Origin of the sequence: Lysinibacillus sphaericus OT4b.31, from assembly GCF_000392615.1 — a bacterium.
Taxonomy (GTDB): domain Bacteria; phylum Bacillota; class Bacilli; order Bacillales_A; family Planococcaceae; genus Lysinibacillus; species Lysinibacillus sphaericus_B.
Map to the genome: position 1 here is coordinate 2,329,258 of NZ_KB933398.1, position 14,727 is coordinate 2,343,984.

16 protein-coding genes, 1 pseudogene and 1 other annotated feature (1 of these 18 only partly in view) are annotated in these 14,727 nt (G+C 38.1%); of the genes and pseudogenes, 15 read left to right on the forward strand and 2 right to left on the reverse strand.

Going from position 1 to position 14,727, the window contains the following annotated elements:
* Nucleotides 1–184: 184 nt before the first annotated feature.
* The 15 genes from H131_RS10600 (at nt 185) to rarD (ending at nt 13,067) form a co-directional block, all read left to right on the forward strand.
* Nucleotides 185–751: a TetR/AcrR family transcriptional regulator gene (locus H131_RS10600; protein WP_010859130.1), complete on the forward strand. Its 567-nt coding sequence runs from the start codon at nt 185–187 to the stop codon at nt 749–751.
* 91 nt (nt 752–842) lie between these two features.
* Nucleotides 843–1,346: a DUF4275 family protein gene (locus tag H131_RS10605; protein WP_010859131.1), complete on the forward strand. Its 504-nt coding sequence runs from the start codon at nt 843–845 to the stop codon at nt 1,344–1,346.
* Between the two features lie 286 nt (nt 1,347–1,632).
* Nucleotides 1,633–2,235: a TetR/AcrR family transcriptional regulator gene (locus H131_RS10615; protein ID WP_010859133.1), complete on the forward strand. Its 603-nt coding sequence runs from the start codon at nt 1,633–1,635 to the stop codon at nt 2,233–2,235.
* A 58-nt stretch (nt 2,236–2,293) separates the two neighbouring features.
* A complete protein-coding gene (locus H131_RS10620; RefSeq protein ID WP_010859134.1) occupies nt 2,294–3,163 on the forward strand; it encodes an alpha/beta hydrolase in 870 nt (289 codons plus the stop codon).
* Nucleotides 3,150–4,544, forward strand: a complete 1,395-nt coding sequence (lpdA, locus tag H131_RS10625) for a dihydrolipoyl dehydrogenase (RefSeq protein ID WP_010859135.1) — start codon at nt 3,150–3,152, stop codon at nt 4,542–4,544. The genes H131_RS10620 and lpdA overlap by 14 nt, the downstream gene beginning before the upstream one ends.
* Before the next feature lie 748 nt (nt 4,545–5,292).
* Nucleotides 5,293–5,607, forward strand: a complete 315-nt coding sequence (locus H131_RS10630; RefSeq protein WP_010859136.1) for a PadR family transcriptional regulator — start codon at nt 5,293–5,295, stop codon at nt 5,605–5,607.
* 1 nt (nt 5,608) lies between these two features.
* Nucleotides 5,609–6,145, forward strand: a complete 537-nt coding sequence (locus H131_RS10635; protein ID WP_010859137.1) for a DUF2812 domain-containing protein — start codon at nt 5,609–5,611, stop codon at nt 6,143–6,145.
* A gap of 14 nt (nt 6,146–6,159) precedes the next feature.
* Nucleotides 6,160–6,690, forward strand: a complete 531-nt coding sequence (locus tag H131_RS10640; protein WP_010859138.1) for a DUF2812 domain-containing protein — start codon at nt 6,160–6,162, stop codon at nt 6,688–6,690.
* A 12-nt stretch (nt 6,691–6,702) separates the two neighbouring features.
* Entirely contained in the window at nt 6,703–7,233 is a 531-nt protein-coding gene (locus tag H131_RS10645) for a DUF2812 domain-containing protein (protein ID WP_010859139.1), read from the forward strand.
* 12 nt (nt 7,234–7,245) lie between these two features.
* Nucleotides 7,246–8,151 (forward strand): ABC transporter ATP-binding protein, encoded by a 906-nt coding sequence (locus H131_RS10650; protein WP_010859140.1) that lies wholly within the window; start codon nt 7,246–7,248, stop codon nt 8,149–8,151.
* A complete protein-coding gene (locus tag H131_RS10655; protein WP_080647652.1) occupies nt 8,135–9,379 on the forward strand; it encodes an ABC transporter permease in 1,245 nt (414 codons plus the stop codon). Before H131_RS10650 ends, H131_RS10655 begins: the two co-directional genes overlap by 17 nt.
* Nucleotides 9,380–9,536: 157 nt before the next feature.
* Entirely contained in the window at nt 9,537–9,797 is a 261-nt protein-coding gene (locus H131_RS10660) for a hypothetical protein (protein ID WP_010859142.1), read from the forward strand.
* 62 nt (nt 9,798–9,859) lie between these two features.
* Complete coding sequence (locus H131_RS10665) at nt 9,860–11,041, forward strand: toxic anion resistance protein (protein ID WP_010859143.1); 1,182 nt, start codon at nt 9,860–9,862, stop codon at nt 11,039–11,041.
* A 170-nt stretch (nt 11,042–11,211) separates the two neighbouring features.
* A complete protein-coding gene (locus tag H131_RS10670; protein ID WP_036130104.1) occupies nt 11,212–11,748 on the forward strand; it encodes a hypothetical protein in 537 nt (178 codons plus the stop codon).
* Between the two features lie 413 nt (nt 11,749–12,161).
* Nucleotides 12,162–13,067 carry an EamA family transporter RarD gene (gene rarD, locus H131_RS10675; RefSeq protein WP_010859145.1) on the forward strand — a complete coding sequence of 302 codons (906 nt, stop codon included), beginning with the start codon at nt 12,162–12,164 and terminating at the stop codon, nt 13,065–13,067.
* A 74-nt stretch (nt 13,068–13,141) separates the two neighbouring features.
* Here the strand turns inward: rarD and H131_RS26140 are convergent.
* Both H131_RS26140 and tyrS read right to left on the reverse strand, forming a co-directional pair.
* Nucleotides 13,142–13,207 (reverse strand): annotated as a pseudogene (locus tag H131_RS26140) (IS3 family transposase); the annotation flags it as partial.
* Between the two features lie 149 nt (nt 13,208–13,356).
* Nucleotides 13,357–14,571 (reverse strand): tyrosine--tRNA ligase, encoded by a 1,215-nt coding sequence (gene tyrS, locus H131_RS10680; protein ID WP_010859146.1) that lies wholly within the window; start codon nt 14,569–14,571, stop codon nt 13,357–13,359.
* A gap of 75 nt (nt 14,572–14,646) precedes the next feature.
* Nucleotides 14,647–14,727: a binding site (T-box leader), on the reverse strand; it runs 161 nt beyond the window's last position.

The window sequence follows — 14,727 nt, forward strand, 5'->3', positions numbered from 1 at the left end:
CCTCCTGTTATTTTCAAATTAACTACCGAATATCAAGATATACACGAACGATTAGATCATGTATTGAACATGTGTTCATTAAAATAATATAATAGAGTTGTAAGCGATTTCAATATGCAGAAATCTGAGAACTGTTCAGTAATCAACACATTTGAAAAATCTGTTTAATAGGGGATGAAAAAATTTGAACGTTAACGATTTACGCGTCGTCAAAACGAAGCAAGCGCTTCATAACGCATTGCTCACATTGTTAGGTGAAAAACCTTTAGAAAACATTTCGATTGCAGAAATTTGTCGTGAGGCGCAGGTCAATCGAGGTACATTTTACTTACATTATGATCAAAAAGAAAAACTATTTGAAGAATACTTTCAGGGAATAATGGCGGATCTAAATAATTCCTATGAGGAGCCTTACCGTGCTGTCACAGCTTTTAATAAAAACGAACTCGATCCAACTACAGTGCGGATTTTCCATCATATCGAGCGATTTAAGATGTTTTATCGCATTGTTTTTTCAAAAAATGTGCCACTCACTTACTATTACATGTTATTTGATGAAATCCAAACTTTGTTAAAAAGAGATTTAGCTCAAAGTAAAAACCCTGAAATTTCTATAGATTTTTATAGTGCTTATCAAGCGAATGCCATTATCGGCATGATACTTGAGTGGTACCGCCATGATTTTGCGGAAAGCGTTAGCACTTTAAATGAGCAGCTAGTGGCCATTTTAAATTTCAATATGATTCAATGACGTCTCGCGGCATAGTACCGATTCAGGTCATTATTTTGTTTTCAAACGCTGGTTTTTGTATAATTTAGTATATTGAATAAGGAGGTAGACAATGGTACGAGAAATAATTAACCACATTTTAGATAGCTTACCCGAAGAAGAACTGGAGAAAATCCATTACTTATTACAAACAATTGAAGAAGATTATTTGTTTCGCAAAAGCTTCACAGATAAAGGTGTAATAATTTCACAATACGAAGAACCTCAATCGATTTATAAGGCATGGGACAGCGTGTTCGCCAAAAATATTAGTGAGGAAACAAAGCATAGTATTTTTTACGAGCAGTTTAAGTGGCATATTTTTAGCTATGAAAAACAACATTGCCTAAATGGAGACGAGGCACGTAAAGCTTTTGATGATGTGCCGAAGGATGAATTATTTGTAATGTATCAATTTTCACCTCATGTCCTTAAATTGAGTGCTGCGCAAGATGTCGTTGCGGCTGATTTCGATTCACAGCAAGACATATATATTTTTGACCGAGATTATACTTGGACATATGTACATACGCATGAGGAGCAATGTGGGCCTTATTTTTACAACATAAATGCATAATAGCTCGTCACTAGCTGTCCATTAAAGTAAATGGATGGCTTTTTTTATTGCGCTGACACGGGACTGACGGATAGAAAGGCTGAATTGACGGATGGAACTAGAAAAGTGACGGATAGAAAGGCTAAAGTGGCGGATAGAACTACTGAACTGACGGAAAAAGCCATTACAGTATTGCCGAACCGCTCAGGAAAGTGGATGCATGTAATTTCTGATAAATAGTACTTGAAGTTGCAGCGGATTTCCTTTATATTAAAAGAGACTAAAAGGTATCTTTTTGGAGGTTTACATGAAAAAAGGTGAAATAACGAGGCGTAATATTATTCGGAAATCTGCTATGATTTTTAACAAAAAAGGTTATATGACAACAACAATGAGTGACATCATTCAGGAAACGAATATTCAAAAGGGAGGGATATATCGACACTTTAAGGATAAAGAGCAGCTGATGGTCGAGTCTTTTCATTTTTCTACCGAAATAATGCAAAGTCATTTAATGGCGAGTGTGTCACAACACGATAATGCAACGGACAAATTAATCGCATTTGTGGAGGCCTTTTTACAATTAAGTGAAGGAAAACCGATCGTAGGTGGATGTCCAATTTTTAATGCAGCCATAGAAATGGACGATTTAGAAGGGAGTGCATTACTGCCATCGATTAACGAAGCAATCGATATGATGATAAAATGGATAATGAAAATTATTGAGGATGGAATTAGGCAGCAGGAGCTGAAGCAGTCCATACAGCCATACGACACTGCGCTATATATTGTGTCAACACTTGAAGGTGGACTCGTATTAGATCGATTAAAAAAAGATGGGCAATTGACGAAGATCATCATCAATAATTTGAGGCAATATATTTCAATAATTGCTAATGAGCGGCAGTAAAGCCGTCTTTTTTATCGTCAAAAAGAGACTGTTTGGTATCTTTTAGAGGGGGGTTATGATGACATACTTATTATTCGTTGCTTTTATAGTCATTATTTTATTTGTGAGAAACTATATCATTCTTCATATTTTTACACCGAAAATGAAAGCGGATAAAAAATACCCGAATTCCGCTTATGAAAACATTGAAATTGAGCTGGGTACTGGGACAATTCGAGGATGGCTTATAAAAAGTGAGCAGGCAAGAGGTTGCTTTCTACTGGTACATGGCTGGGGCTCTAATAAATCAGACATGTTACGATATGTCGATCCGCTATTAGCTAACGGTTATGACGTGGTAATTATAGATGTCCTTGGACATGGGCAAAGTGAGTCGCGACAAAAACAAGCGAGTATCGCATCGTTTGTCCTAAGTATTACATCAACGATTGATTATGTGGCGGAGAGTCCAGATATTCATAGTAAGGCAATCTATGTTTTAGGGCATTCAATGGGTGGAATCGCTGCAAGTATTGTGAATTCTACAGATGTGAGGCTACAAGCACTTATTACCGATTCTATGCCTACATCATTAAAAAGTATTAGCCAATCTATGACAAAAGTAACAATACCGTATATTCCTTTTGGCTGGCTATTTATCAGTTGGTTTTTATTGCGTGGAGGTGTTTTTATAAAAGCCAGAAAAGAATGGTGCCTAGAAAAAATAGTGAAAAACCAACAGTCTCCAGCTCTTGCCATCCACTCTATTCAGGATAAAAAAGTGCCGATTTCAAATGTGGAGATCCTAATAAATGATAGCAACTTTAAACACGTCATTAAAGTTGTCACAAAAGGTCACCATAATTGTGTAAAAGATAAATTTTTTTGGGATAATGTTTTTCATTTTATCGCAAGCAATAAGGGGGAAATAGTAGATGAGATATATTGATACGCTGGTGATTGGTGCAGGTCCAGGAGGATATGTAGCGGCTATTCGCGCTAGTCAAATGGGGAAAAACGTAACGATTGTAGAGAGAGAGTATTTAGGTGGAGTCTGCTCAAATGTCGGTTGTATCCCCTCAAAAGTGCTGATTTCAATAGGACAACGTTTTGAGCAAGCAAAGCATTCAGATGATATGGGTGTTGTTGCACAAGCAGTAAAGCTTGACTGGACAAAAGTGCAAGAATTCAAAAAAGGCGTAGTTTCAAAATTAGTAGGCGGTGTTGAAGGTCTATTAAAAGGCAACAAAATCGACATCGTGAAAGGTGAAGCATACTTCGTAGATGCAAACACTGTACGTGTAATCGATGGTGACAACGCACAAACGTACACATTCAAAAATGCAATCCTTGCAACAGGTTCTCGGCCGGTTGAAATTCCAACATTCAAATTCACTGAACGTGTCATCAACTCAACTGGAGCCCTTTCTTTACCTGAAGTACCGGAAAAATTAGTGGTCATTGGTGGTGGTTACATCGGTACAGAGGTAGGGTCTGCTTACGCTAGCTTAGGTTCGCAAGTAACAATCATTGAAGGCGGCAAAGACATCTTAGCTGGTTTTGAAAAGCAAATTACACAAGTTGTGAAAAAAAGCTTACAGAAAAAAGGCGTAGAAGTGGTTGTAGACGCATCCGCTAAAGGTGTAGAAGAAAATGAAACCAGCGTAGTTGTGACGTACGAGGTAGGCGGAGACGAAAAAACAGTTGAAGCTAACTATGTATTAGTAACTGTAGGTCGTCGTCCAAATACAGATGCAATGGGTCTCGAAGCAGTAGGTATCGAATTCGCAGAACGAGGTTCACTAAAAGTTGACAAACAATGCCGTACTTCAGTCCCAAACATATATGCAATTGGTGATATCGTAGCTGGTCCACAGCTTGCACATAAAGCTTCTTATGAAGGTAAAGTAGCTGCAGCAGCAATCGCTGGTGAAAAAACAATCGTAGATTACTTAGCAATCCCTGCTGTATGCTTCACAGATCCAGAACTTGCAACTGTTGGTTACAATGAAGAACAAACAAAATCAGCCGGTATCGAGGTGACAGTAGCGAAATTCCCGTTCACAGCAAATGGCCGTGCACTGGCACTAAACCAATCGGAAGGCTTTGTGAAACTTGTTGCACGTAGAAAAGATGGCGTATTAATCGGTGCTCAAATCGTAGGCGCTGGTGCATCAGATATGATTGCTGAAATGGGTCTTGCGATTGAAGCCGGTATGACTGTCGAAGATGTAGCATTAACCATCCATGCTCACCCAACTTTAGGTGAGATGACAATGGAAGCTGCTGAGGTAATGATGGGGAGGCCCATTCATGTTGTGAAAGCGTAATGGATATACTTCGAATACCGAATTGATTACTAAAGGGCAAGTAGAAAATTAGTCAACATAAATCAAAAAAGACCACTCAGGGATGATGAACTGTCTCCAATTGTTAGTTAATGTCTAACAATTGGGGTGCAGTTCGTGATGGGTGATTTTTTTACCGCATTGCTCAGGTAAGGTGCCTATCAGCTCGGGTAGCGAGTCGAACCGCTCGGGTAGCGTGCAGTACCGCTCGGGTAGAGTGTAGTACCGCTCAGGTAGCGTGCCCCACCGCTCGGGTAGAATGTAGTACCGCTCAGGTAGCGAGTCGGACCGCTCGGGTAGCGTGCCCCACCGCTCAGGTAGAGTGTAGTACTGCTCGGGTAGCGTGCCCCATCGCTCAGGTAGAGTGTAGTACCGCTCGGGTAGCGTGCCCCACCGCTCGGGTAGAATGTAGTACCGCTCAGGTAGCAAGTCGGACCGCTCGGGTAGCGTGCCCCACCGCTCAGGTAAGCATAAGCATCGCTGTAGTGCCGCTCAAATCAGTGTTAACACCCCCGGGTCTGCTGCCGTATCCTTGTAGAAAAGGTACCGCAAAGTGCACGTACCATAAAATAGAAATCGTGAACGGTACAACGGAGAGCACAATACCGCAAAGCGGAGGCTGCCACATGCAGTGAAATTTGATTTGCCGTTGACAACTATATCGGCTGCTGATATAGTTTGATTATATCGTCAGTCGATATATTGTTGGGCGATATAGAGGGGGGGTATTATGTCACAACAACATCCGCCGTTAACAGAGGGCGTTTATTATATTTTATTGGCATTATTTGAGGCACGACACGGCTATGGCATTATGCAACTGGTTGAGGAGATGAGTAAAGGCCGAGTACAGCTCGGGGCTGGCACGATATATGGTGCCATTAAAACTTTGCTGGAACGAGGGTGGATTGAAGCGTTGGACGGTGATGGACGTAAAAAGGAATACATCATAACTGCAAGTGGAAAAAAGGTTGTAGAATACGAAATTTTGAGATTAAGGGAACTTTTTGACAATGGTATCCGTATAACGAAAGGTGATGGGTAATATGCATAAATATCGCTGGGTCTTTAATCCATATGACATAGAGAAATGGATCAATGAAATGGCTACTCAAGGCTGGCATTTGCAAAAATTTACATGGACTCGTTTTACATTTGAGCGTGGTGAGCCAGGCAGCTATATTTTCCGCCATGATGAATTAGATAGGCTTGGAGCACCATACGAGGATGATTACCTAGAATTTTTGCAAGCCTCAGGGATAGAGCTTGTCCATCGCTCTGGCAATATCGTTTTTTTTAGAAAATCTGCAAGTGAAGGACCATTTGAACTTTATACGGACAAAAAAACCAAAATCAGTAACCTGTCCAAGAAAGTAACATTGTTATTATCGCTATTGCTGCTTAATTTTGTAATCGGCCTAACAGGGCTGACTGGCGACTTTTCACAGCAGGCTACGAATTGGGCGGGACTAACAATTAACATAGGGAATTTCCTAATCGTCCTATTACTGATCATTCCTTTATTAAGGCTGGTTCAATTACGTAAACAATTGAAAAAGGATCTTGATGTGTATTCAGACTAATTGAGGTGATTTTTGTGAAACTGATAAAATTTCGCTTTTATATCGATCATGAACATGAGGAAAAATGGGTCAATACCATGGCAGAAACGGGTTGGCATTTAAAGAAATTTTGGCCCTTTGTCTATTTATTCGAAAAAGGCAATCCAAGTGAATACATTTATCGCAATGAAATGGTGATAAAAAGGAAGAAAGATTATTATGAGTTTCTCAAGACGATGGGTGTAGAATGTGTGCATTCATTTGGCGTATGGGCGTACTTTCGGAAAAGACGTGAGGATGGACCATTTGAAATATTTTCCGGGAAATTAGATAAAATCAAAGATCTGTCACGTCTAAATACACTGTTTATGTTTGCTGCTCTGGTGAATGTACTCGTCTTGCTGATCAATATTGTGTTACCACTTCTTCGTCATGAAGTACATCAAGAAGTCCTGTGGGCGAGCTCATTAAATATGTTGATGCTGGCTTTGCTTTATATAGGAATTCATAGAAATAATAAGCGAAAAAAGAAACTGCAAATGCATGCTCATATTTTTGAAGATTAAGAGAGGGATTATATGAAAAAGAGAAAGTACCGCTTTTTTGTGGATTACGAAAAAGAAGAAGCGTGGGTCAATGATATGGCCGCGCAGGGCTGGCATCTACAGAAAACATTCTTGGGCTATTTTGTATTTGAACAAGGGGAGCCGGGTCAATACATTTACCGCAATGAATGGGTGCATGGGAGAAAGCAGGACTACTTTGATTTTTTAGAGACATTGAATATTGAATGTGTCACAAAATTTGCAGGCTGGGCCTATTATCGAAAAAAAACCTCAGATGGTCCATTTGAATTATTTACAGATGCCCCTTCTAAAATGAATTCTTTAAAGTCGATGAACAATTTTTTTATTCCATTAGCACTGTTAAATATTTTAGTGGGCATCTTTAATATTGCTCTTGGACTGACAGGATCATCACAAAGTTTCTTAAATATGAGTCTTGGATTTTTCAATATTGTAGCCTCAATATTATTGTGGATACCCATTTTGAAAATTGTCAAACGAAAAAAACGATTGGCTCAAACATTACATATATTCGAAGGGTAGGGAGGAAATAATATGACATTGCAATTACAACATGTCACGAAGAAGTATAAGGATTTTACAGCAGTCGATGATTTGAATTTCACCATTGAAAAAGGAGAAATTTTCGGACTGATTGGACAAAATGGTGCGGGCAAAACGACGACATTTCGTATGATACTAGATTTGCAGGAAACAACATCTGGCACGATTACTTGGAATGGTCAACCTGTTAATAGCATCAATCGTGATGTACTGGGTTATTTACCGGAGGAACGTGGGATTTTCCCAACGATGAAGGTTGAGGATCAATTATACTTTTTCGGCGAACTTCGTGGAATGAAAAAGGCAGAGCTGAAAAAGGATATCGACTTTTGGATTAGTCGATTTGAGCTGGAAGAAAAACGCAAAGATAAAGCGGAGACGCTGTCCAAAGGGAATCAACAAAAAGTACAACTGATTGCAAGTTTTATCCATAAGCCACAGTTTTTAATTTTGGATGAACCATTTAGTGGTCTTGATCCTGTCAATAAGGACTTGCTGAAGGACGCGATTTTACTTCTAAAGGAGCAAGGGACGACAATTTTATTCTCCAGTCATCAAATGGATAATGTTGAGGAGCTATGTGATCATCTTTGTCTATTAAAACGGGGCGTGTCATTATTTACAGGTAGTTTATTAGATTTAAAGAAACAGTATGGTAAAACAAAGCTGGCGGTGCGTACAGATTGGTCTACTACACAGTTGCTGGCACTAGAAGGTGTCAAAGACGTACGTGTGGAAAAAGAACAAACGGTGTTAACACTGGAGGATGAGCATTTTGCTCAGCGCATTTTCGAGCAATTATCAAACGGTAAGTATATTGAAAAATTCAGTTTAGATTATTTAACATTAGATGAAATCTTTAAGGATAAGGTAGGTGGTAGTGTTGTCGAAGTTTAATTTATTGATGAAACAATTATATATGACAAAATTGAAATCGAAGTCGTTTATTTTGATGACGCTATTATACGTTGTTGGTATGTCAGTGGCCATTTTTTGGTCAGATATTAAAGAGCTCTTTACAGGAAATGATGAGGCGCAGCAAATTGCCATTATCAATGATACTTCTGCAGATTTAAGTGACATTTTTGTTTCAAATGGTGAGATGGAGTTTATTCAGAATGAAACGAATTTAACCGTATTACAGCAGAAGGTAAAGGACGAGGAAATTGACGCGATTGTTGAAGTAAGCGATAAAGATGGACAATTACATGCTGAAATTTCAACCTTTACGCCGTTAAAATTAAACGATCAATCAACGATTTCTTCTTTATTACAATATGCAGGTCAGCATTATGCCGTACAGCAATTATCGCTATCTCCAGAGCAGGCAGCGCAAATTATGGCGGCAAACACGATTATTACGAATAAAAATTTAAATGAAGAAACATCAGGTGGCAAAAGTGAGGAAGAAAAGCAATCAGGACTGTGGGTATCCTATGCAGTTGGTATATTAATTTACTTCTTTATTTCCACATTCTTATCGATGATTACAACTGAAATTGCTTCTGAAAAGGGCTCACGTGCAATGGAAATGCTATTAGTAAGCGTGAAACCTGCAACCCATTTTAAAGCGAAAATTGCTGGTGTACTGCTACTTGCATTCACGCAAATGGCAATTATTGCGGGTGTTTTCCTCATCTACGCGAAGTTCGTCAAGGATGGCGTCATTTGGGATATGGCGGCAAGCATTGTCAAGGAATTATCGATAAGCTATGTGTTATATGCAATCTTGTTCCTATTATTAACGATTATTCTCTATTTAATTGTGGGCGCATTATTCGGTTCTTTAGTTTCCAAGGTAGAAGAAGCAGGGCAAGTGCTCATGCCTGCAATGATGATTACGTTAATTGGCTTCTATGTAATGTTATCAGGAATTGGTAATCCAGATACAATTGTTATAAAAGTCTTCTCTTATATTCCATTTACGTCTGGTATGGTCATGCCGATGCGTATTGGGGCGACTGATATTGGTGTCATGCAACCACTATTATCCCTGGGTATACTCGTAGCAACGATTATTGTGGCATACTTATTTAGCTTATCGTTCTACAAACGCAGTGTGCTGACATATAGCACAGGTGGCGTTATCCAAAAAATTAAAACAGTGTTAAAAGTGACAACATGATGTGAAAGAGCAGCTACTTTATGTGGCTGCTCTTTGCTGTAATAACTAGACAATTCGTACCAAACGCACGAGGAGTCGAAGAAATGGCAGGTATTTCGACAATTCAGTCGTATTTCAATTTCAAACAAGCTATAATTTATGAAAAGGGGATGATCAGATGTTCTCAAGAGAGGAAGTTGAAACTTTACTCAAACAGCCGCAAACTAAACGTTCAGCAACACAAGTAGAGAAAGAACAGTTCTTTTTGAAGCTTGCACAACAATTACCCATGAGTAAAGAATTAGCAGAAATTTTGACAAAACGTGAACAACTACAGCTTTTTGTCGATGTAGAAAACGATAATCATGACAGCTTTCAATTGAAGTGTCTTGATAATCCCTATTCAGTAAAGGACTCATATTTTGTAAGGCTTGAATAAATGAAACTTTTTCATCTTTTATTCGTATTAAAAGTAGAGATTAATCGCAGGGGGTATTACTTATGTCTGAATTCAACAACGATTTGTTAAAATCTAAAGATCCATTTGCTACAGAGAACCCATTATTACAGCCGAATCCATTATTGCAGGCTGCACCAACACAAACGCCAGCACAAGCACCGACGTTTGTTTCAGAACAAGAGCTATCACAAATTGCGCAAAATCAGCTTGCGTTAAAAAAAGATCCAGAGGTGCACGCACTAGCACAGAAAATTGATGTGAAAGACCAAATAGCTATGTTGGAACTAGGAAAAGAAACAGCTACGGGTATTTCTACATTTTCAGATAAAATGCTAGCAACGATGAAAGCAAGTAAACTTGAGGAATCGAGTGTATTGCTAAACAATTTAAATAAAATTATGGATAAATTTGATCCACAAGACTTTACAGACGAAAAAAAGGGTGGCTTCCTGACAAAGCTGTTCAATAAAGGTAAGGAACAATTAGAACGTATTCTCTCTAAATATGACAGCATGAACAAGGAAATTGACGTAATTTACCGCGAAATTCAAAAATACGAGGTCGAGATGAAACGCAATACCGTAGACCTTGAAACATTATATGACCAAAACTTAAACTACTTCCAAACATTGAGTAAATTTGTAGCGGCCATTGAAGTGAAGGCAGAAGAGGTGCGTTCAACACTACCGATGCTAGAGCAAAAAGCGCAAACAGGTGACCAATTAGCAGCAATGGAATATGAAACGATGCAACGTGCGGTAGACTTGCTTGAGCAACGACGCTATGATTTAGAAATGGCGCAGCAAGTATCATTCCAATCTGCTCCACAAATTCGTTTAATGCAGCAGGGCAATAATCATTTAATCGGTAAAATCAACTCTGCATTTGTAACAACAATTCCAATTTTTAAACAAGGTCTCATTCACGCAGTAACATTAAAGCGTCAAAAACTCATTTCAGATTCAATGAGTGAACTTGATCGTCGTACGAATGAAATGCTAGTACGAAATGCTGAGAATATTAGTAAAAACAGTGTCAATATCGCACGTGCTGCAGGTAGTCCGAGCATCAAAATCGAAACGATTGAAACAACATGGCAAACGATTATGGCAGGTATTCAGGAAACGAAGCAAATTCAAGCAGAAACAACGAAAAACCGTGAGGAAGGCCGTAAGCGTATTGAACGATTACAGCTTGAATATGAAAAACTGAAAAAAATGTAACAAGGAAGCTTCTTGCATAATCTCAATGCAAGGAGTTTTTTTATTTTGACAAAATGCGATTTACTCATTATGATTATATAAATGAGAATGATTATCAAAGAAGAAGGAAGCGGAAAGATGTTAAACAAAGCAATACCATTACATGGACTATTGAGTAATGGAGTGAATAAATGATGAATAAAATAGACCCTTTTGCATTGTCTTGTGAAACATTGCAGGATGGCACGCTTGCCGTCCAAACTTCAGAACCCTTGTTGCTGTTATCACAAAATCGCTACAAAGAATTAGTGCATATCGAACAATTATTCAATAATATGCATGTAGAATCACATGAAAAGCATACGATTTTGGAGCTGGATCGGAGAACTTTAAAAAAACAAAATGCACAGCTGATAGAAGAGATTCAAAAGATTGCAAAGCAAAATGCAGTATTGCAAAAAAAGCTAACAGAATATAATTGTATCGTTGAAGAATACAAAGAGCTACGTAGTCAAAATACGGAACTCCTCATTGAGTTGAGTAAATATACTGCTTTGTCGAGAGAAACACTTTCGGGCCCACTAAAATCGATGATTCGGGATTTACGTGAGCAGGGTGTGGGGATAAAAGAAATTCATATTCGCATCAAACGTCAAATCAATCCAGATATTAGCTACAGTATGGTACGAAAATACATTTCTGAGATTGAAAGTGAAAACGGAGACTAGCTCCAAGTGATAAAACTGGAAATATGAAGCCATTAATGTATTACACATTTCTGGTTTTATTGATAATATTTTGTGATTCACCATTGTTTTTTATAGTTTATGGTCTGTTTTTACTATTTTAGCGATAACCAATTCGCTTATAGTGAAAATGTGCATTTACAGTTTTCAAACAAAGTCCTATAATGAGTCTATTCTTTAACTTTATTCAGCATGAACGGACCGTAAAGCTTGATTGATTCAATTAGCCATCAGAGGAGGTTGCAGAAAACCTTACTGATTGAAGTTTGGCTGTATTCAGCGAAAGTCAATCTTGCCAGTGGTCGTTTTATTGCCTACTGTACAAAGTTATGTTTACTGACATTTACGCGCCGTCGTAAATGATTTATTCAACTAGAGTAGGAGAATTATAGACAATGTCGAACGAGAAAAAAGGGATTTTGGCGGCGTTTTTTGCCTATGTCATTTGGGGCGCCTTCCCACTTTATTGGAAAATGCTTGAGCATGTACCAAGTATGGAAATTTTATTGGGGCGTGTTATTTGGTCCTTTGTTTTTACGGTGATCGCAGTGCTACTCATCGGTATGCGTAAGGAACTACTAGCAGATTTAAAATACTTATGGACGCATCAGAAGCTTTTTTGGCTGCTAGCAGGGGCTTCTTTTGTAATCTCAATGAATTGGTATTTATATATTTGGGCCGTAACGCATGAACATTTAATTGAAACAAGCCTCGGCTACTATATAAATCCACTGTTGTCCGTTATTTTTGGCGTAGTTTTCTTTAAAGAGACACTTAGCCGTGCGCAGTGGGTTGCCACGGGTATTGCCTTTATCGCTGTCGTTATTCTGACGTTAAACTACGGCTCTATTCCATGGGTAGCGTTACTTATTGCATTGTCCTTTGCCATTTATGGCGTGCTGAAAAAGAAAATTACCATTGATGCAACACGTGGGCTTGCAATTGAAACATTGTTTATCTTGCCTTTTGCACTAGGGTATTACATCTATCTTTTTACAACGAGTCAAGCTTCTTTCTTACACGTTGATGTACAAACAGATGTCCTCATGATTGTAAGTGGCATTGTCACAGCAGTACCGTTAATTTTATTTGCGAAAGGTGCACAAAATATCCCGCTCTACTTATTGGGCTTTATTCAATACGTTGCACCAACAATCGTCTTAATTTTAGGCGTAGTTCTTTATAAGGAGCCATTTAGCCAAGTGGAATTAATGGCATTTAGTATTATTTGGATAGCGTTATTATTATTCTCAGGCTCAAAAATTATTGAAACACGAAGAGCCCATCATAAATCTGTGTAAAAAAGGACCTGTAGAAAATTTCTACAGGTCCTTTTTGAATTCATCCGGTGTTAAATAACTCCGTGTTCCATCATTCAGATGTTGCTGAACCAATGTACGTAATCATTAAGTTCAAGAGCCAGCTGTTCAAGTGAGGAGAAGTGAGCTCATTTACCTCTATCAATTTAAAAGAATGCCATCTATTTTGAACAAAGATTAGTCATAATAGATGGCATTTAGAATGATTAAATGGATAATATAGCGGAAAAAATAATGTTTATTTCGGATAGAATAATATTCAAATCGCTAATCATTTAATAAACTTTATAAATCGTTTCTTGCCAATTTGTAACACGTCATTATTCATTAAGATATAATCTAGATCATCAGGTAGGAGCTTTTCTCCATTTAATGATACGCCGTTTTGTTGGATTAACCTTACAAATTCGCTTTTACTTTGAATAAAATTCATGTTAATAAGCTCAGGGAGGATGTCCGCAATTTTCTCTTGTCCGATTTCGATTAAAAGGCTAGGGATATTTTCTGGAATTTTCCGTTTTTGAAAGGCTGTTTCAAAATACATTTTGGCTTCCTTCATGGCGTTTTTACCATGATATAACGCAGTAATGATTTCTGCTAATTCTAATTTCACATCACGGGGATTTTCGCCATTTTCTAAACGTTCCTGAATCATATTGATTAAATTAGGATGCTCATCTGTGGCCAATTCAAAATATTTAATGATTAAATGATCTGGTACTTCCATCACTTTTTTAAACATTGTTTCTGGTGCCTCATTGACACCGATATAATTCCCTAGACTTTTACTCATTTTTTCAACCCCATCTAAACCTTCTAGCAGAGGCATGAAAATCGCAATTTGTTTTTCTAATCCTAAATGCTTTTGTAGTGTTCGACCCATTAAAATATTAAAGGTTTGGTCTGTGCCGCCTAACTCAATGTCTGCAGAAATTTCTACTGAATCATACGCTTGCATTAAAGGGTAGAAAAATTCGTGAACCCCAATAGGCACTTGATTTTTGTAACGTTTTTGAAAATCATCTCGTTCTAATATTCGCGCTACCGAAGTCGTTGCAGCTAATTGAATGACTTCTTCAAACGTTAATTTTGACAGCCATTCACTATTAAAACGGACAGTTGTTTTATCCTTATCTAATACTTTAAAGATTTGCTCGCAATAAGTATTGGCATTTTCCTTAACCACTTCATCACTTAGAGCCACACGACTTTTTGATTTACCAGTGGGGTCACCAATGCGACCAGTAAAGTCCCCAATCAAAATGACTACCTGATGCCCTAAATCTTGCATTTGCTTAATTTTGCGTAAAACAACGGCATGACCTAAATGAATATCCGGTGCTGATGGATCAAGCCCTAATTTAATTGTCAACGGCTCTTTCTTCTCGAATGAACGCGTTAATTTTGCCAGTAATTCTTCTTCATGCACAATGGTGTCTGTCCCTTTTTTAATGATTGCTAATTGCTCTTGTGGTGTTACCAACATGTATAACAACTCCTTCAAATGTTAATCTTGCAGATGCTATAAGAGAAAAACAAAAAACGCCCTTTAGGAATAAACCTAAAGGACGTGTGTGAACGTGTTACCACCTTTATTTGAGAGCTATTCACATAACTCTCCTCAATAAGTACGGCTATATGC

Excerpts from the sequence above, each read along its gene's own strand:
- H131_RS10665 (WP_010859143.1), top strand. The coding sequence starts at position 9,860 with ATGTCTGAATTCAACAACGATTTGTTAAAATCTAAAGATCCATTTGCT.
- H131_RS10635 (WP_010859137.1), top strand. The coding sequence starts at position 5,609 with ATGCATAAATATCGCTGGGTCTTTAATCCATATGACATAGAGAAATGG.
- H131_RS10605 (WP_010859131.1), top strand. The coding sequence starts at position 843 with ATGGTACGAGAAATAATTAACCACATTTTAGATAGCTTACCCGAAGAA.
- H131_RS10620 (WP_010859134.1), top strand. The coding sequence starts at position 2,294 with ATGACATACTTATTATTCGTTGCTTTTATAGTCATTATTTTATTTGTG.
- H131_RS10645 (WP_010859139.1), top strand. The coding sequence starts at position 6,703 with ATGAAAAAGAGAAAGTACCGCTTTTTTGTGGATTACGAAAAAGAAGAA.
- H131_RS10650 (WP_010859140.1), top strand. The coding sequence starts at position 7,246 with ATGACATTGCAATTACAACATGTCACGAAGAAGTATAAGGATTTTACA.
- rarD (WP_010859145.1), top strand. The coding sequence starts at position 12,162 with ATGTCGAACGAGAAAAAAGGGATTTTGGCGGCGTTTTTTGCCTATGTC.
- H131_RS10660 (WP_010859142.1), top strand. The coding sequence starts at position 9,537 with ATGTTCTCAAGAGAGGAAGTTGAAACTTTACTCAAACAGCCGCAAACT.
- lpdA (WP_010859135.1), top strand. The coding sequence starts at position 3,150 with ATGAGATATATTGATACGCTGGTGATTGGTGCAGGTCCAGGAGGATAT.
- tyrS (WP_010859146.1), bottom strand. The coding sequence starts at position 14,571 with ATGTTGGTAACACCACAAGAGCAATTAGCAATCATTAAAAAAGGGACA.
- H131_RS10670 (WP_036130104.1), top strand. The coding sequence starts at position 11,212 with ATGATGAATAAAATAGACCCTTTTGCATTGTCTTGTGAAACATTGCAG.
- H131_RS10630 (WP_010859136.1), top strand. The coding sequence starts at position 5,293 with ATGTCACAACAACATCCGCCGTTAACAGAGGGCGTTTATTATATTTTA.
- H131_RS10615 (WP_010859133.1), top strand. The coding sequence starts at position 1,633 with ATGAAAAAAGGTGAAATAACGAGGCGTAATATTATTCGGAAATCTGCT.